The 14,770-nt window shown below is 25.9% G+C and carries 16 protein-coding genes; 9 read left to right on the top strand and 7 right to left on the bottom strand.

The window, feature by feature from the left end:
* Window positions 1–42 precede the first annotated feature (42 nt).
* The 7 genes from spoVG to AWT63_RS03490 all read right to left on the bottom strand — a co-directional run bounded on the left by spoVG (window position 43) and on the right by AWT63_RS03490 (window position 6,053).
* Complete coding sequence (gene spoVG / locus AWT63_RS03520) at window positions 43–318, bottom strand: septation regulator SpoVG (RefSeq protein ID WP_068268442.1); 276 nt, start codon at window positions 316–318, stop codon at window positions 43–45.
* 154 nt (window positions 319–472) lie between these two features.
* Complete coding sequence (locus AWT63_RS03515; protein ID WP_068268441.1) at window positions 473–1,285, bottom strand: DUF4198 domain-containing protein; 813 nt, start codon at window positions 1,283–1,285, stop codon at window positions 473–475.
* A gap of 78 nt (window positions 1,286–1,363) precedes the next feature.
* A complete protein-coding gene (locus AWT63_RS03510) occupies window positions 1,364–2,566 on the bottom strand; it encodes an acetate/propionate family kinase (protein ID WP_068268440.1) in 1,203 nt (400 codons plus the stop codon).
* A 93-nt stretch (window positions 2,567–2,659) separates the two neighbouring features.
* On the bottom strand, window positions 2,660–3,544 hold the full coding sequence (locus AWT63_RS03505; RefSeq protein ID WP_068268439.1) for a metal ABC transporter substrate-binding protein: 885 nt from the start codon (window positions 3,542–3,544) through the stop codon (window positions 2,660–2,662).
* 144 nt (window positions 3,545–3,688) lie between these two features.
* Window positions 3,689–4,156, bottom strand: a complete 468-nt coding sequence (locus tag AWT63_RS03500; RefSeq protein ID WP_068268438.1) for a thioredoxin family protein — start codon at window positions 4,154–4,156, stop codon at window positions 3,689–3,691.
* Window positions 4,157–5,509: an MATE family efflux transporter gene (locus tag AWT63_RS03495; protein ID WP_068268437.1), complete on the bottom strand. Its 1,353-nt coding sequence runs from the start codon at window positions 5,507–5,509 to the stop codon at window positions 4,157–4,159.
* Window positions 5,499–6,053 (bottom strand): DNA-3-methyladenine glycosylase I, encoded by a 555-nt coding sequence (locus AWT63_RS03490; protein ID WP_068268436.1) that lies wholly within the window; start codon window positions 6,051–6,053, stop codon window positions 5,499–5,501. Before AWT63_RS03490 ends, AWT63_RS03495 begins: the two co-directional genes overlap by 11 nt.
* 181 nt (window positions 6,054–6,234) lie before the next feature.
* Between AWT63_RS03490 and AWT63_RS03485 the strand changes: the two genes are divergently transcribed.
* The 9 genes from AWT63_RS03485 (at window position 6,235) to AWT63_RS03445 (ending at window position 14,759) form a co-directional block, all read left to right on the top strand.
* A complete protein-coding gene (locus AWT63_RS03485; RefSeq protein WP_068268435.1) occupies window positions 6,235–6,693 on the top strand; it encodes an OB-fold protein in 459 nt (152 codons plus the stop codon).
* A 49-nt stretch (window positions 6,694–6,742) separates the two neighbouring features.
* Window positions 6,743–7,054, top strand: a complete 312-nt coding sequence (locus tag AWT63_RS03480) for a DUF898 family protein (RefSeq protein WP_068268434.1) — start codon at window positions 6,743–6,745, stop codon at window positions 7,052–7,054.
* A gap of 199 nt (window positions 7,055–7,253) precedes the next feature.
* Window positions 7,254–8,063, top strand: coding sequence for a Cof-type HAD-IIB family hydrolase (locus AWT63_RS03475; RefSeq protein ID WP_068268433.1), 810 nt, complete (start codon window positions 7,254–7,256; stop codon window positions 8,061–8,063).
* Window positions 8,060–8,428 carry a response regulator gene (locus tag AWT63_RS03470; protein ID WP_068268432.1) on the top strand — a complete coding sequence of 123 codons (369 nt, stop codon included), beginning with the start codon at window positions 8,060–8,062 and terminating at the stop codon, window positions 8,426–8,428. Before AWT63_RS03475 ends, AWT63_RS03470 begins: the two co-directional genes overlap by 4 nt.
* A 1-nt stretch (window position 8,429) precedes the next feature.
* On the top strand, window positions 8,430–8,804 hold the full coding sequence (locus AWT63_RS03465) for a CidA/LrgA family protein (protein ID WP_068268431.1): 375 nt from the start codon (window positions 8,430–8,432) through the stop codon (window positions 8,802–8,804).
* A complete protein-coding gene (locus AWT63_RS03460) occupies window positions 8,794–9,498 on the top strand; it encodes an LrgB family protein (protein ID WP_197407854.1) in 705 nt (234 codons plus the stop codon). Before AWT63_RS03465 ends, AWT63_RS03460 begins: the two co-directional genes overlap by 11 nt.
* Window positions 9,498–10,535, top strand: a complete 1,038-nt coding sequence (gene mnmA, locus AWT63_RS03455) for a tRNA 2-thiouridine(34) synthase MnmA (RefSeq protein WP_068268430.1) — start codon at window positions 9,498–9,500, stop codon at window positions 10,533–10,535. The genes AWT63_RS03460 and mnmA overlap by 1 nt, the downstream gene beginning before the upstream one ends.
* Entirely contained in the window at window positions 10,532–12,289 is a 1,758-nt protein-coding gene (gene sppA / locus AWT63_RS03450; RefSeq protein ID WP_068268429.1) for a signal peptide peptidase SppA, read from the top strand. The genes mnmA and sppA overlap by 4 nt, the downstream gene beginning before the upstream one ends.
* A gap of 115 nt (window positions 12,290–12,404) precedes the next feature.
* Window positions 12,405–14,759, top strand: a complete 2,355-nt coding sequence (locus AWT63_RS03445; RefSeq protein WP_068268428.1) for an AMP-binding protein — start codon at window positions 12,405–12,407, stop codon at window positions 14,757–14,759.
* Window positions 14,760–14,770: the final 11 nt, after the last annotated feature.

Raw genomic sequence — 14,770 nt, 5'->3', positions numbered from 1 at the left:
AATTTAAAAAGGGCTTTTTTAAGCCCCTTTAAAATATTTCAATTAATCTTCTTTTAATTTTTCTTCTTCATATCTAGCTAATACTTGATCTGTTATTTCTTTTCTAAATTCAGGTTGGATTGGGTGAACTATATCTTTAAATTCATTATTTGCTATCTTTTTAGAAGGCATAGCAATAAATAGTCCGTTTTGCCCTTCAATAATTTTTAATCCGTGTACAACGAAACATTCATCAAAAGTTATATCAACATAAGCTTTTAATTTTAAATCTTCTTCTGCTCCTTTAACAAGTCTTACTCTAATATCTGTAATTTTCATTACTGTACCTCTCTTTTCGTATAATTGTTAATAGATTATACCCTACTTTTCTCAAAAATCAATATTTTATTTAATTTTTTGAAATATATTTTAATTTTACCTTATATAAAATAAAAAAAGTTGTAAACTTTCGCTTACAACTTATATCTATTTATTATTTTGCTTCTACCCATAAAACCGCATCATATGATACTTCAACATCGTCAATTTTGTCATGTTTACTTGCCCCAAGTGCAGCAAATCCCCATTGTCCTTTTTCAGTTAAAACAAATTCAAACATTCCATTTTTATCTGCAAAAATTACATTTTCAGAATTTTCTGTTTTTGCAGTACCTGTAAATTGACCATTTTTTACATTATAGTTTCTATATTCAACTTCAATCTCAGCATTAGGAACTGGATTTCCTTCTCCATCTACAACTTGCCCTCTAAATATTTGACCTTTCCATAATTTTGTTGGATTTATATATGGTAATATTTCAGGCGTTCCTTTTTCACTTTGTTTTTCGTTCCACCCCTCAGATTCTATTTCTCCTCTTTGAAGGTATACTTTTGTCGCTTGTTTGATATATATATTTTCAGATTTTTCATAATAAGGTGCTGGATTAAAAATTAATACATAAGTTCCTGAACCTCTAAGCCCTGTTTTTGAATCTAATGTAAATTTATATGATAATGCTTTATTTCCTGTTTTACCAAAAGTACTTTTTACTAAATATGACTTTGCGTCTATTAATTTTTCACCTTTTTTAACAACAAATGATTCAACTTCAGCTATTTTACCTTCTTTATTTTTTCCTATATCCATTGTATGACCATTTGAAGCTGGATGAGTAAATATAATATCAAAAGGTATACTTTTGCTACTTGTATCAACATTTAATGTTTTTGTATTTATCATTTGAAAATGTGCAAATGATAAACTTGATAAAACTAGTGCTGATATAATTGTAAATGTTTTTTTCATTTTTATTCTCCTAACAATACTTTTTATTATTATATAAAATAGCACTTGTTAGTTATAAAGTCAATATTTTTAGAAAATTTATTTTGAATCAAAAACTAATTCTTCAACATCTTTTGCTATGATTAACTCTTCATTAGTTCCAATTTTTAGCACTTTCACTTTTGATTTTTCTGTTGATAATACTAAATCTTCTGATACTCTTTTCGAATTTTGAGATAAATCCAATTCAATACCTAAAACCTTTAATCTTTTACATACTTCTTCTCTAGTTTCGTGTGAATTTTCACCTATACCTCCTGTAAATACTATTGCATCTAAACCTTCAAGTTGTAAATAATAAGAACCGATATAAGATACTATTCTACTACAAAATATATCAAATGCTAATTTTGCTCTTTCATCTCCATCAAGCATTGCAAAGGTTAAATCTCTATTATCTGATTTACCAAATATCCCAAGCATTCCTGATTTTTTATTAAGTCTTTCCATTGCCTCAGTTTTTGATAAATGCCTTTTTTCCATTAAATAAAGTACAATTGCCGGATCTATATCTCCACTTCTTGTTCCCATAGGTATACCTGAAAGAGGAGTAAATCCCATAGATGTATCAATTGATTTTCCATTTTTAACTGCTGTTATGGATGCTCCATTTCCTAAATGACAAACTATAATTTTACTTTCTTTTTTATCTAGCATTTGTATAGCTCTACCGCTAACATATCTTACCGACGTTCCGTGAAATCCATATTTTCTTATATTTAATTCCTCATAATCTTCATAAGGAAGTGCATATATATATTTTTCAGGGTCTAAAGTATGATGAAATGCGGTATCAAATACAAGCACATTTACTTTATCAGGCATAAGCCTTTGACAAACTCTAACTCCTTTAATATTAGCTGGATTATGCAAAGGTGCTAATTTATTTGCTTTTTCTAGCAATTCCAAAACTTCTTCCGTAACTATCGTAGATTTTGTAAACCATTCTCCCCCGTGAACAACTCTATGTCCTATTGCACCTATTTCATCTAATTTGTTCACTACGCCAATTTCTCTGTCAAGTAAGGATTTTAACACATGTTCCAGTGCATAAGTATGATTTTTAAAATTGTGCGGCTCATTTTTTCTTTTTATGCCTTTTTCCATATTTTCTACTGTAAATGTTGAGTTTTCAACGCCAATTCTTTCGCATAAACCTTTTATTAAGGTTTTAGATGTTGTAGTTTCTATTACTTGAAATTTAATTGATGAACTACCACTATTTAAAACAAATACTTTCATAAATCCTCCTTTTTATTCATCATACATTAATTATACCCTGAAAATTTTGAAAAAAAAGAAGTGCAAAAGAAAAACTCTGCAATCATACAGAGTTTATTTTTTGTTTTGTACTGAAAGTATAGCATCAGTAACACTTTTCATATTTAATTTTATAAATTTCTCAAATGCTCCCTTATAATATGCACCTTGTGTCATATGATTAAGAGTTGCTATATATACTCCCGTATCATTTTTGATTGTTCTTGCATTTTTATGATTTGATAATTCTTCATCAAATAAAATATCTATTTTTTGTGTTTTTATTTTTTCAATTGCTAGTTTTAAATCTGAAGCTGTAGGAGATTGTGTATATGAAGGCTCAACTACCGCTGATACAGTAAGACCAAATTCAGCTAGTAAATAATCATAGCCTGCATGTGAAGTTGCTATTTTTATGCCACTCATTTTTCCTTTAACTCTAGCTAAAGCTTCTTGTTTTATTTTTCTTAACTTGCTATCATATTCTCTTGCATTTTTTTTATAATACGTTGCATTTTTTGGATCTATTTCTCCTAATTTTTGTGCTATATAATCTATTTGTTTTATACTTTGTGTTATCGATATATATGTATGAACATTTGTTACTTTTGTATTTTTTTGACCTGATATATACAGTAAATTTGCAGTTTTATTTGCATTAATTATTTTTATATTAGGTTTTGTTTTTTGTGCTGCACGTATCATAGGATACACATATTCATCATTTCCAATACCATTTATTACGACTATATCAACACTTGCCAATTTTTTTACATCCTTTGGAGTTGCATCATAGCTATGCGTATTAATATTTTCAGGAACAAGTGGTACAACTTCCATTTTATCACCTACAATATTACTGACATATGAGTAATACGGTAACATAGTTACTCCAACTTTCAATTTTGCAAAACTTATACTTCCTATAAATAAAAAAATGTATACTAAAATTCTTCTCAATTTAATCACTTCCCTTGTTGAATTATAGTAACATTTTTATTTATCATTTTCAATTATAAAGCTTTATTTTATTTAGGTTATAAACAACTTTATACTCATTTTAATTTTGTTTTATATTAAGTTTAGCTGTCTTATTTTTTTCAGTTATTCTTTTGTTATAACTTCAATAATTGAACTTATTATTTCACTATTATATTTTCCTATTCTAAAATTATATATTTCTTCTTCTGGATTATCACTTGATTCTATAATTTTTTTAACAGGTTCTGGTCTTTCTGAAATAATAGTTGTTAGTTTAATTCCATCAACTAAAAATACTGTAGGAATTTTGCCTTCAGAAATCATATTAAGCTTATATTCATTTCCTTTTCTAGGTATATATTCAATATTTATACAATTAGGATTACATTTTCTTATTCTTTCAAGAACTGCAACTACTGCTCTGCTATCAGGACAATATGGTTCTGCATAAACCATTAAATTAATTGATTTTGATATTTTTTTTATAGCATCTGTTGTATCATAATCAATTACAATTTTAGGTAATATTTTTTCTTGTTTTTGTGCATAAACATCTTCATTAAATTTTAAATATTCATTGTAATTTGTCATTTAGTTTTCCTCCATTTTTAAATATTTTAATTCCTTCATTATATATACAAATGTTATTAAAGTAGCTATTAAATCTGCTGTAGGAGTCGCATACCATATACCATTTAAACCAAAAATTCTTGATAAAAGAAACAAGCTTGGTATCATAACAAGAATTTGTCTTGATAAACTTATTAATAAACTAAGTCTAGGTTTTCCTATTGCTTGAAAATAAATAGATGATACTATTTGAAAACCTATTATAGGCAACATTAAAGTATAGATATTAAGAGCTCTTGTTGTAATTTTTATTAAATCACGATTTTTATTAAATATTAGAAGCATTCTACTGCCATATAATCTTATAAGCACAAAGCCTATTATACATATTACTGTAGCACCTAAAATTCCCTGTAGTAACGTTGAGGCAACTCTTTTATATTTTCTTGCTCCATAGTTATATCCAAGTATTGGTTGTATTCCTTGATTAATTCCAAAAATAGGCATTAAAAGAAAGGTCATTAATGATTGCACTATTGTCATGGCACTTATTGATATATCTCCCCCATACTTTTTTAAAACAACATTAAGTATTGAATTTACTAAACTAAATCCAATTTGAATAGCAAATGCCGAACTTCCAAGTAAAATTATTTTCTTTGCTTTTTCATAATCAAACCTTATATATTTTGTCAATATCTTTAATTTACTATATTTTGATACAAAATAATATAAAGCCAAAACAAATGAAATATATTGAGATATTATAGTAGCAATAGCTGCACCTTTAACTCCTAAATGAAAATAAAAAATCAATATTGGATCTAATACTATATTAACAATTGCACCGCTTAAAACAGTAAACATTGCCATTTTAGGATTTCCGTCTGCTCTTATTACTGCATTTAAAATATTAAACATTATTAAAGCAAAAATTCCAAAATTAATAATTGAAAAATAATCTTTTGCATATATAAAAGTATAACCACTTGCACCTATTATATATAGTAATTTATCTAAAAATAAATAATTAAATATAGTTATTAAAATTGATACAACAATACCTAAAAAAATTGCTGTTCCTAGATATTTTTCAGCTTTTTTTACTTTTTTATCTCCTAAATTAAGAGATATACAAGCACTTGAACCTATCCCAAAAAGCAGTGCAAATGAAAATGATATTATTACTAATGGAAAAACTATCCCAAGTCCTGCTATTGCAAGGTGTCCTATCTCTTTTATACGACCTATATATATTCTATCAACAACGTTATATAACGCATTTACAAACATTCCCAGAATAGCCGGAAATGAAAATTTTATTATTAAACTTGTTATATTTTCTGTACCCATAAAATCATGTTTATTTTCCATATTTCTCCTTACAATTAATTACGTGATCATCTATTATACCTATTGATTGTAAAAATGAATAAACAGTTGTTGAACCAACAAATTTAAATCCTCTTTTTTTTAAATCCTTACTTATTTCATCGGATAAATCATTTTTACTTTGAATTTGTTTTTCATCTTTTGGATAATTTACACATATTTTATTGTTTACAAATTTCCATATGTATGAACTAAAAGAGCCAAATTCTTCCCTAATTTTTATATATGATTTTGCATTCGAAATAGCCGATCTTATTTTAAGCTTATTTCTAATTATTTGTTCATTTAATAAAAGTTCTTCTATTTTATATTCATCATACTTTGCAATTTTTTCATAATCAAAACTTGAAAATGCATTTCTTATACTTTCTCTTTTATTTAAAACAATAAGCCAACTAAGCCCTGCCTGAAAAGTTTCAAGTATAAGCATTTCAAATATGTATAAATCATCATAAGAAGGTTTACACCATTCATTATCATGGTAGTTAATTTCAATGTCTTTTTTAGCCCATTTACATCTATACATAATTAATTCTCCTAATAAAGTTATATTCATTATATCATTTTATAAAATAATAGACCATTAAATTTCCATATGGAGTTTTTTAACTTTAGAAATAAATATAATAAATTAAACAAAATATTATGTTGACAATATATATATATATATATAATTTATGTAATATTTTTTTAGGAGTGAGTTATATATGTTTAGAATTAAAACAATCATGAGTTATTTCTCTATTTTTTTATTTTCTTTTTTGTTTATAAGTTGTGAACATGAAGCTGATGATAAAAAAGAAAGTACACAAAATTACATTACAGAAAGAAGAAAAGAGAAAATATACTATTCATATTCAGTTAGTGAACTAATCAAAGATTTAAAAAAGAACGCTTTAAAAGCAAGTAAAAAATACAAAAATAAAGATTTGGAAATCACAGGAGTAATTACAGTTATTGATAGTGACGGACAATATATCTCTTTAAGTCCAAATAATAATATATATAATTTGAATTTTGTACAGTGTTATTTATCAGATGAGACGCAACGAAATAAAATAGCTAATATGGAAATTGGAGAAAAAATAACATTACAAGGCACAGTTAAAGATGTAGGAGAAGTTTTAGGATATAGCTTTATTATAGATAATATAATAGAAAGGTAAATAATATTTAATATAAATATTTTTATTTTTTATGTTAGGAGGTGTCTCTTTGGATAATAAGTCATACTTTGATGGTCCGGTTTTGGAAAATTTTGCATATCAGTTACTTATAGTACTTGTTACTATTTTTACTTTTTCTTTAGGAACAGCTTTTATTTTATGTGCATATTATAAATGGATTGTCGAACATACTGTAATAGATGGTGAAAGATATACATTTGAAGGTAAAGGAATTGATCTTTTGGTTAAACTAATCGTATGGGGAATTTTAACCCTTATTACACTTGGAATATATAGTTTATGGGCAAATGTTAAATTAAAACAATGGATCGCAAAAAATACACACAAAAAAATAGGGTAAAGTTTTAAACAGAGTTAATTAAAAATACCTCTGTTTTTTTTTATTATTTGCTTTAAATAAAATATAATTTGTTGCACAAAAAAATACAACGAAAAATTTTTCGTTGCATTTCTCGTTGCAAAGTGCAACGATAATTTTTATTTCAACAAATCATAAAGCTGTGATATAATATTATATAATATTAAAATGGAGTGATAAAATGTTTCGAGCGGTAATAACAGATCTTGACGGTACTTTACTTAATAAAGATCATTTACTTACAGAATTTACAAAAGATACTATTGACAAATTACTTGATAAAGGAATTAAAGTTTTCGTTGCAACAGGAAGAATACAAAAAGGAGCAAGAGCAATTGCAGATCAATTTAAACATAAACTGCCTTTGATTACAACAAATGGTTCAAGAGTTATTGATGAAAACAATAATGAATTACTTTCTATATTTTTAAAAGATGAGATAAGCAAATATTTAGTTGATTTTGATTATAAAAAATATGGCTCGGAAATATTTATAAATGGTTATTCAGGTACAAATTGGTTTGTTGTTGATGACCTATACAAAAATTTTTATTTAACAAAAAGACTTGATAAAAAGTACAGACCAACTCAAATTGAAATTGAAGAATTCAAAAAATATAAATACAATAAAATATATTTCATAGGAGAATATGAACATTTGCTTAAAATTCGTGAAGTTTTAAGAAAAGATATAGGAGAATATGCAAATATTGCATTTGTAAGTAAAAACTCACTTGAAATATATGATAAAAATGCAACAAAAGGTAATGCAGCTAAATTTCTTTTAGAAAAATATGGTATAAGCCTTGATGAAGCAATTTCTTTTGGTGATGGATTAAATGATATTGAAATGCTAACAATGACAAAAAAAGGGTATATTATGGGTAATGCTCTAACTGAATTAAAAGAAATGTTACCTAACCATGAAATAATAGAAGATAGTGACACAGATGCTGTTGCAAGAAAAATAATTGAGGTGTTTAATTTATGAAAATAGCTTTAGTTGTTGATGACAGTTCATATTTTAGACAAAATATAAAAAACATATTAGAAGAATATAACTTTAACGTTATAGAAGCAAAAGATGGTATACAGGCTGTTGAACTTTACAAAAAGTATAAACCCGATATAACTACCATGGATATTAATATGCCAAGACTTGATGGTTTTGGAGCAATATCTCAAATATTAGATTATGATAAACAAGCAAAAATACTTATATGTAGTTCAATGATGTTTTTAGATATTTATATAGCTGAAGGTCTTGAAGCAGGAGCAAAAGCTTGTATATGTAAACCATTTACAAAAAATGAATTTATCAGTGCAATAAGCGATATACTAGTAGGAGATAAATAAAATGGAGTTTTATAAAGAATTAATGTACATATTAATATTTTCATTTTTAGGAGAAGGGCTTTCTCCATTTATTCCATTACCTATACCAGGTAGTGTAATTGGAATGTTTTTATTATTTATAGCATTAGAAACAAAAATAGTTAATTTAAAAAAAATAGAAAATGTTGGAAGTTTTTTAATTGCAAATCTAGGTATTCTATTTGTTCCAGCAGGTGTTGGAATAATGACAAAATTTGGATTAATAAAAGAAATTTGGATTTCTTTTTTCGTATTAACAATAGTTACTACAATAATTTCACTAATAATTATAGCGAAAACAGTAGAAATTATAAAAAAATATTTTGAAAAAGGAAAGGATAACAAAGATGTTAAATAATTTATTTGGACATTTATTTGATATGTACTTATTTGGAATTTTACTTACAATAATTGTTTTTGCTATTTGCAGTAAAATTTGTGCTAAAATAAAATTTCCTCTATTTAATCCAATACTTTTATCTATTATATTCATAATTATAATATTAAAAATTGCTAATATCTCATATGAAAAATACTATATTGGCGGTTCAATATTAAATGCTCTAATTGTTCCGGCAACAGTTTCTCTTGCAATACCTTTACATAAAAACTTTCACTTACTAAAAAAACATTATATTTCAATAATTTCAGGTATATTAATAGGAAATGTAATAAATTGTATAATAATTGCAGTTGTTGCTAAGCTGTTAAAATATAAGCCAGAAATAGTTTTTTCTATGCTTCCAAAATCAGTAACAACAGCAATTGCTGTTGGAGTTTCTGAAAACTTAGGAGGTATAGCATCAATAACCGTAGTTGTCGTAATGGTTACAGGTATTACAGGAGCTGTTGTAGGTCCATTCATATTTGAAAAATTAAATATTAAAGATCATATAGCCATGGGAATTGGATTAGGTTCAGCTTCTCACGCAGTAGGAACAAGTAAAGCTATTGAAATGAATACGGTATCAGGTGCTATGGCAGGTCTTGCAGTTGGAATAACAGGTATTTTCATTATTTTTATAATCCCTTTTGTCATTAGGTTTATATAATGAAAAAAGTCATAGTTGGAATGAGTGGAGGTATTGACAGTTCAGTTGCTGCATTGTTGCTTAAAAATGAAGGATATGAGGTTGTTGGAGTTAGTTTAAAACATCTTTCAGATGATGTTATAAACAGCAAAAATAAAACCTGCTGTTCTTTAGATGATATTAATGATGCAAGAATAGTTTGCTTTTCACTTGGAGTACCACATTATGTTATTAACGTTGAAAAAGAATTTACAAAAGAGGTCATAACGGAATTTTTAAAAGAATATAAAAAAGGCTATACTCCTAATCCATGTGTAATATGTAATGAAAAAGTAAAAATTAGTGCTTTAATAAATCTTGCTAAAAAATTAAATTTTGATTATATTGCAACAGGACATTATGCAGTAAAAAGCGAAGATGGCTTTATGTTTTTTTCAGAAAGCATAAAAGACCAAACATATATGTTATACAGAATTTCAAAAAAAGATCTTGATATGATATTATTTCCACTTGGAAATATTAATAAATTAATAGTTAGACAAATAGCAAAAGAAAATAATATAGTAACACATGATAAAAAAGATAGCCAAGGAATTTGCTTTGCACCAGATGGATATGAAAAATATTTAAGTACACACCTTGATTTAAAAGAAGGAAATTTTATAGATAGTACTGGTAAAATTATAGGGAAACACAAAGGATACGCACTATATACTTTAGGGCAAAGACGACATCTTGGAATTAAAAGTCCGCACCCTTTATTTATAACAAACATTGACAACAAAACAAATACAATAACAGTTGGTTCATTTGAAAATTTATTAATTGATACCATAGAAATATTTAACTACATTTTTCATAAGAAATTGGAAGACTTTTTAGAAAAAGAATTAATTGCAAGACCCAGATTTTCTTCAAGAGGACTAAGCGGTAAACTATTTATAACTGATAATAAACTATTTTTTAAATATAACGAAAAAAATGCACAAAATGCAAAAGGGCAACATATAGTTTTTTATTTTAACAATGAATTAATTGGAGGAGGAGAAATAAAATGAAAAAAATTATAAACACATTAAAATCTTTTATATTTTTTAATATTAAGATTTTCTATTCGATTTCAATAGGATTTATTTTCTTTTTGTTTTTAGTTTTTTTAATAATTGCAGGTATAAAAAATATATTTTCACCAGACATAACTGTAAACAAAAATTACACACACTTAATATTTAATTTAAAAAATGTAAATGAAGATAAATTTAATAATCAATTTTCATTTGATCAAAAAGATTCTTCGTTTATACAAGTTATAAATGAATTAGAAAAAATAAGACTTAATGATAATGTTAAAGATATAATACTTCAACTTGATGAAATAGATGCAAATGCATCTCAAATTGAAGAATTAATTTCTGTTTTTAAAGATTTAAAAAAATCAAATAAAAAAATATATGCTTACGGTATAGATATAAATGCAAAGGCATATAAATTAGCAAGCATAGCAGATAAAATAATTATGCCTAACACATATAGTGCTTCACTTGATATAACAGGCTATTATGCAAATACTCTTTATTACAAAAACTTACTTGATAAATTCGGAGTTAAAGTTGAGTCAATACATGTTGGTTCTCATAAATCTGCCGGAGAAAATCTTTATTTAAACAAAATGTCAAAAGAACATAGAAGTGATGTTACCAGAATTTATGAAAACAGACTAATCGAATTTGCAAATACTATAGCTGAAAATAGAAAACTAAACAGATTTATATTAAGACAAAATATTTTAGATGGTAAATATGCAAATATTAATCCGTTTAAAGCTCGTGATTTATCTTTAATTGATGATATAAAAAACTGGGATAATTTTCTTGTTGATAATGGTATAAAAAAAGATAAAACAGAATATTTTAGTAATATACTTGCACAAGAAAACTCAAAATCACAATCTACTAATAAAAATACTATAGCCGTTATTCCTCTTGAAGGGATAATAACACCTACTAACAGCAGAATTAATACTTTCTATATTTCAGAACAAATTGTTAAAGAAAAATTAGATGAGGCAAAAAAATTACCTAATCTTAAGGGAGTTATACTTCGTATAAATTCTCCAGGAGGTTCAGCTCTTGAATCTGAATTAATTTATCAACAACTAAAAAAATTCAAACAAACACTTAAAATTCCTATTTATATATCAATGGGAGATACTGCTGCTTCAGGAGGTTACTATATTTCAAGTGTAGGAGATAAAATTTTTGCAGATAAAGCAACAATAACAGGTTCTATAGGAGTTGTTAGTATAATTCCTAAATTTGCAAATACATTAAACAAATTAAAAATTTCTTCTCAGGTTGTATCAAATGGAAAATTTGCAGGAATATTTGATCCATATTACACACTTACAAAAGAAGATAAAGAACATATATATAACACATCATTAAATGTTTACGAAGAATTTAAAATGCGTGTTAAAGAAGGAAGAAAACTTAAAGAAGAGCAATTAGAACCTATAGCAGGTGGTAGAATATGGCTAGGTAATGAAGCAATCAATATTGGCTTAGTTGATAATATTGGTGGTATAAAAGATACTATAAATGCAATAACTAAAGATTATGGTATAAGAAATTATTCTGTTACAGAAATCAATTCTTCAATGGACATACAAAAATTATTTGATCAAACTAAAAAATATGTATTTAGTCAAAATCCATTAAATTTAGGAAAAGAATATTTTGATCTACTATTCTTTAACGATAATGCAATGAAACCACTTTATTTTGTATTTGGTATTGAAAATCCTAAATATTAAATTTAAAAATAGCTCCCAAAATGAGCTATTTTGTTTTTCAACTTATTTTAGTTTATTTCATTAAAAATATGGACAATAAACAAAAATAAGTGTATAATAATTTTGAGGTGATGATATGTTAAAATATTCTAATTTAACTGCGTTAATAGATTCAAATTCAAACAAAATAACATATGCTACGCTTATTAAACACATAAATTCATTTTCTGATAAATATTTAAGCGACGTAAAAAAAGGAGATTTTGTTTTAATTTGTTCTGAAAACAGAGTTGAATGGATATATTCTTTATATGCCATATGGAATAGAGGAGCTATCGCTGTTCCTGTGGATTATTTAAGCACAAAAGATGAAATAGACTTTTTTATGAATGACTTAAAAACAGATAAAATAATAGTTTCAAATAAAACAAAAAATAATGTTGAAAATTATACAGTAAATATAGATGAAATAAAATTAGATGAAAGTAGTCAAGAAACAAAAACAAATACTCCAAATGGAGATGATTTAGCAATAATAATGTATACTTCAGGAACAACAGGAAATCCAAAAGGAGTTATGCTTACTGCAAATAATTTACTAGGTGAAATTGATTCTATAATAGATTTAAAAGTTGTTCCAAACAGTCCAAAAACTATAGCTGTTTTACCGTTTCATCACATACTTCCTCTTATGACAACTATGATATTTTTCTTAAATAATCAAGTTGAAGGTACAGTTATACTTGTTGATAAATTAACCGGTGATGATATATTAAAAGCTTGCAAACATGGAATTGATATATTAGTTTTAGTTCCAAGAGTTTACGAATTATTCTATAATTCAATAAAAAATAAAATTTTTGGAAATATAATAACAAAGACTTTATTCAATATAGTTAAATTAATAGGTTCTAAAAAGTTAGCAAAACTAGTTTTCAAAAAAGTACACAATACTTTAGGTAATGTAAAAACCTTAGCATGCGGTGGAGCAAAAGCTGATGTTAAAATGATGGATTTTTTTACAACTTTAGGATTTATGTTTTTTGAAGGATATGGTCTTACAGAAACAACAGCACTTTTTGCAGCATCTATAAATGATCACTGTAAACATGGAACTGTTGGTAAAGGAATAAAAAATACAAGCATTACAATTAGAGATAATGAATTATTAGTAAAAGGACCTATGGTTACAAAAGGATATTATAACAATCCTGAAAAAACAAAAGAAGCTTTTACTGAAGATGGTTGGTTTAAAACTGGTGATTTAGTAGAACTTGATGAAAATGGGTATATAAAAATTGTAGGGCGTGCTAATGCAATGATAGTTTTATCAAATGGTAAAAATATTGACCCTGAAGATATAGAACAAAAAATAATGAGAATTAATGACGGTACAATTAAAGAAATCGCTGTTTTAGCTTATAACAACAAACTTTGTGCTGTTGCTGTAAGTGATAAATCTCTACCATACATAAAAAAAATTATTGAAAAATATAACAACGAATGTAAACCTCATCTAAGAATTTTAGATGTTAAGACACAAACAACCGAACTTCCAAGAACACGTATAGGTAAGTTAAGAAGATTTGTTTTAAAAGATATTTATAGTAAAGATAATTCTGATATAGAAATTAAAGAAAATATTTCATATTTTAAAGAATACGATGAAATAAATAAATATATTTATGAAGCAAAAGGATTTTATGTTAAACCTAATTTCAGTTTAGAACTTGATTACGGTTTAGATTCTCTTGATTTGATAGAACTTAAAACTTTTATTGAAAAAAGCTTTGGAGTTAAGTCAAAAGGTAATACCCTTGAAGAAATTGCAACATACGTAAAAGATAATTCAAAAGGGTATAATAAAACAAATACATCAATAGAAAATACTATTAAAAACGCACCAGTAAAAGAATATATAAGCGGTTTTTTAGTTCCTATTGCTAAATTTATTTCATATATACTTTGTAAAATTTATTTCAGATTAAAAATAAAAAATAAAGTAGATGAAAAAGGCGTAAAAATATATATAGCAAATCATGAAAGTTTTATTGATGCATTTGCACTTATGAATATGGTTGAAAATAACACGTATTTTTTAGGAATAGACTGGTATTTCAATAATAAATTTCTTCGTTGGGTTGCTAAAAACTCAAATATTGTCTTACTAAATATAGATGAAAACATGAATGGAACTATTGAAACTTTAGCTTCTATACTAAAATCAGGTAAAAATGTATTTATTTTCCCTGAAGGAGAAAGAACAAGAAATGGAAATTTAGGAGAGTTCAAAAAAACATATGCAATGCTTTCTAAAAATCTTAATGTTCCTATTTCTTGTTTAAAAATTTCAGGAGCATATGAGGCTATGCCTTTTGGTTCTAAATTTATTAAACCAGTTAAAGTAACAACACAATATCTTGGAACAGTACATCCTGATTCATTAACTGTTGATGAAATTGTCACAAAAACCAAAAATTTATATTATTAAAGGTGTTTTTT

Source organism: Caviibacter abscessus, from assembly GCF_001517835.1.
Taxonomy (GTDB): domain Bacteria; phylum Fusobacteriota; class Fusobacteriia; order Fusobacteriales; family Leptotrichiaceae; genus Caviibacter; species Caviibacter abscessus.
Note: the sequence above shows the minus strand (reverse complement) of the source record. Positions and strands in the feature narration are given on the sequence as shown.

Excerpts from the sequence above, each read along its gene's own strand:
- spoVG (WP_068268442.1), bottom strand. The coding sequence starts at position 318 with ATGAAAATTACAGATATTAGAGTAAGACTTGTTAAAGGAGCAGAAGAA.
- AWT63_RS03515 (WP_068268441.1), bottom strand. The coding sequence starts at position 1,285 with ATGAAAAAAACATTTACAATTATATCAGCACTAGTTTTATCAAGTTTA.
- AWT63_RS03510 (WP_068268440.1), bottom strand. The coding sequence starts at position 2,566 with ATGAAAGTATTTGTTTTAAATAGTGGTAGTTCATCAATTAAATTTCAA.
- AWT63_RS03500 (WP_068268438.1), bottom strand. The coding sequence starts at position 4,156 with ATGACAAATTACAATGAATATTTAAAATTTAATGAAGATGTTTATGCA.
- AWT63_RS03495 (WP_068268437.1), bottom strand. The coding sequence starts at position 5,509 with ATGGAAAATAAACATGATTTTATGGGTACAGAAAATATAACAAGTTTA.
- AWT63_RS03490 (WP_068268436.1), bottom strand. The coding sequence starts at position 6,053 with ATGTATAGATGTAAATGGGCTAAAAAAGACATTGAAATTAACTACCAT.
- AWT63_RS03485 (WP_068268435.1), top strand. The coding sequence starts at position 6,235 with ATGTTTAGAATTAAAACAATCATGAGTTATTTCTCTATTTTTTTATTT.
- AWT63_RS03475 (WP_068268433.1), top strand. The coding sequence starts at position 7,254 with ATGTTTCGAGCGGTAATAACAGATCTTGACGGTACTTTACTTAATAAA.
- AWT63_RS03470 (WP_068268432.1), top strand. The coding sequence starts at position 8,060 with ATGAAAATAGCTTTAGTTGTTGATGACAGTTCATATTTTAGACAAAAT.
- AWT63_RS03465 (WP_068268431.1), top strand. The coding sequence starts at position 8,430 with ATGGAGTTTTATAAAGAATTAATGTACATATTAATATTTTCATTTTTA.
- AWT63_RS03460 (WP_197407854.1), top strand. The coding sequence starts at position 8,794 with ATGTTAAATAATTTATTTGGACATTTATTTGATATGTACTTATTTGGA.
- mnmA (WP_068268430.1), top strand. The coding sequence starts at position 9,498 with ATGAAAAAAGTCATAGTTGGAATGAGTGGAGGTATTGACAGTTCAGTT.
- sppA (WP_068268429.1), top strand. The coding sequence starts at position 10,532 with ATGAAAAAAATTATAAACACATTAAAATCTTTTATATTTTTTAATATT.
- AWT63_RS03445 (WP_068268428.1), top strand. The coding sequence starts at position 12,405 with ATGTTAAAATATTCTAATTTAACTGCGTTAATAGATTCAAATTCAAAC.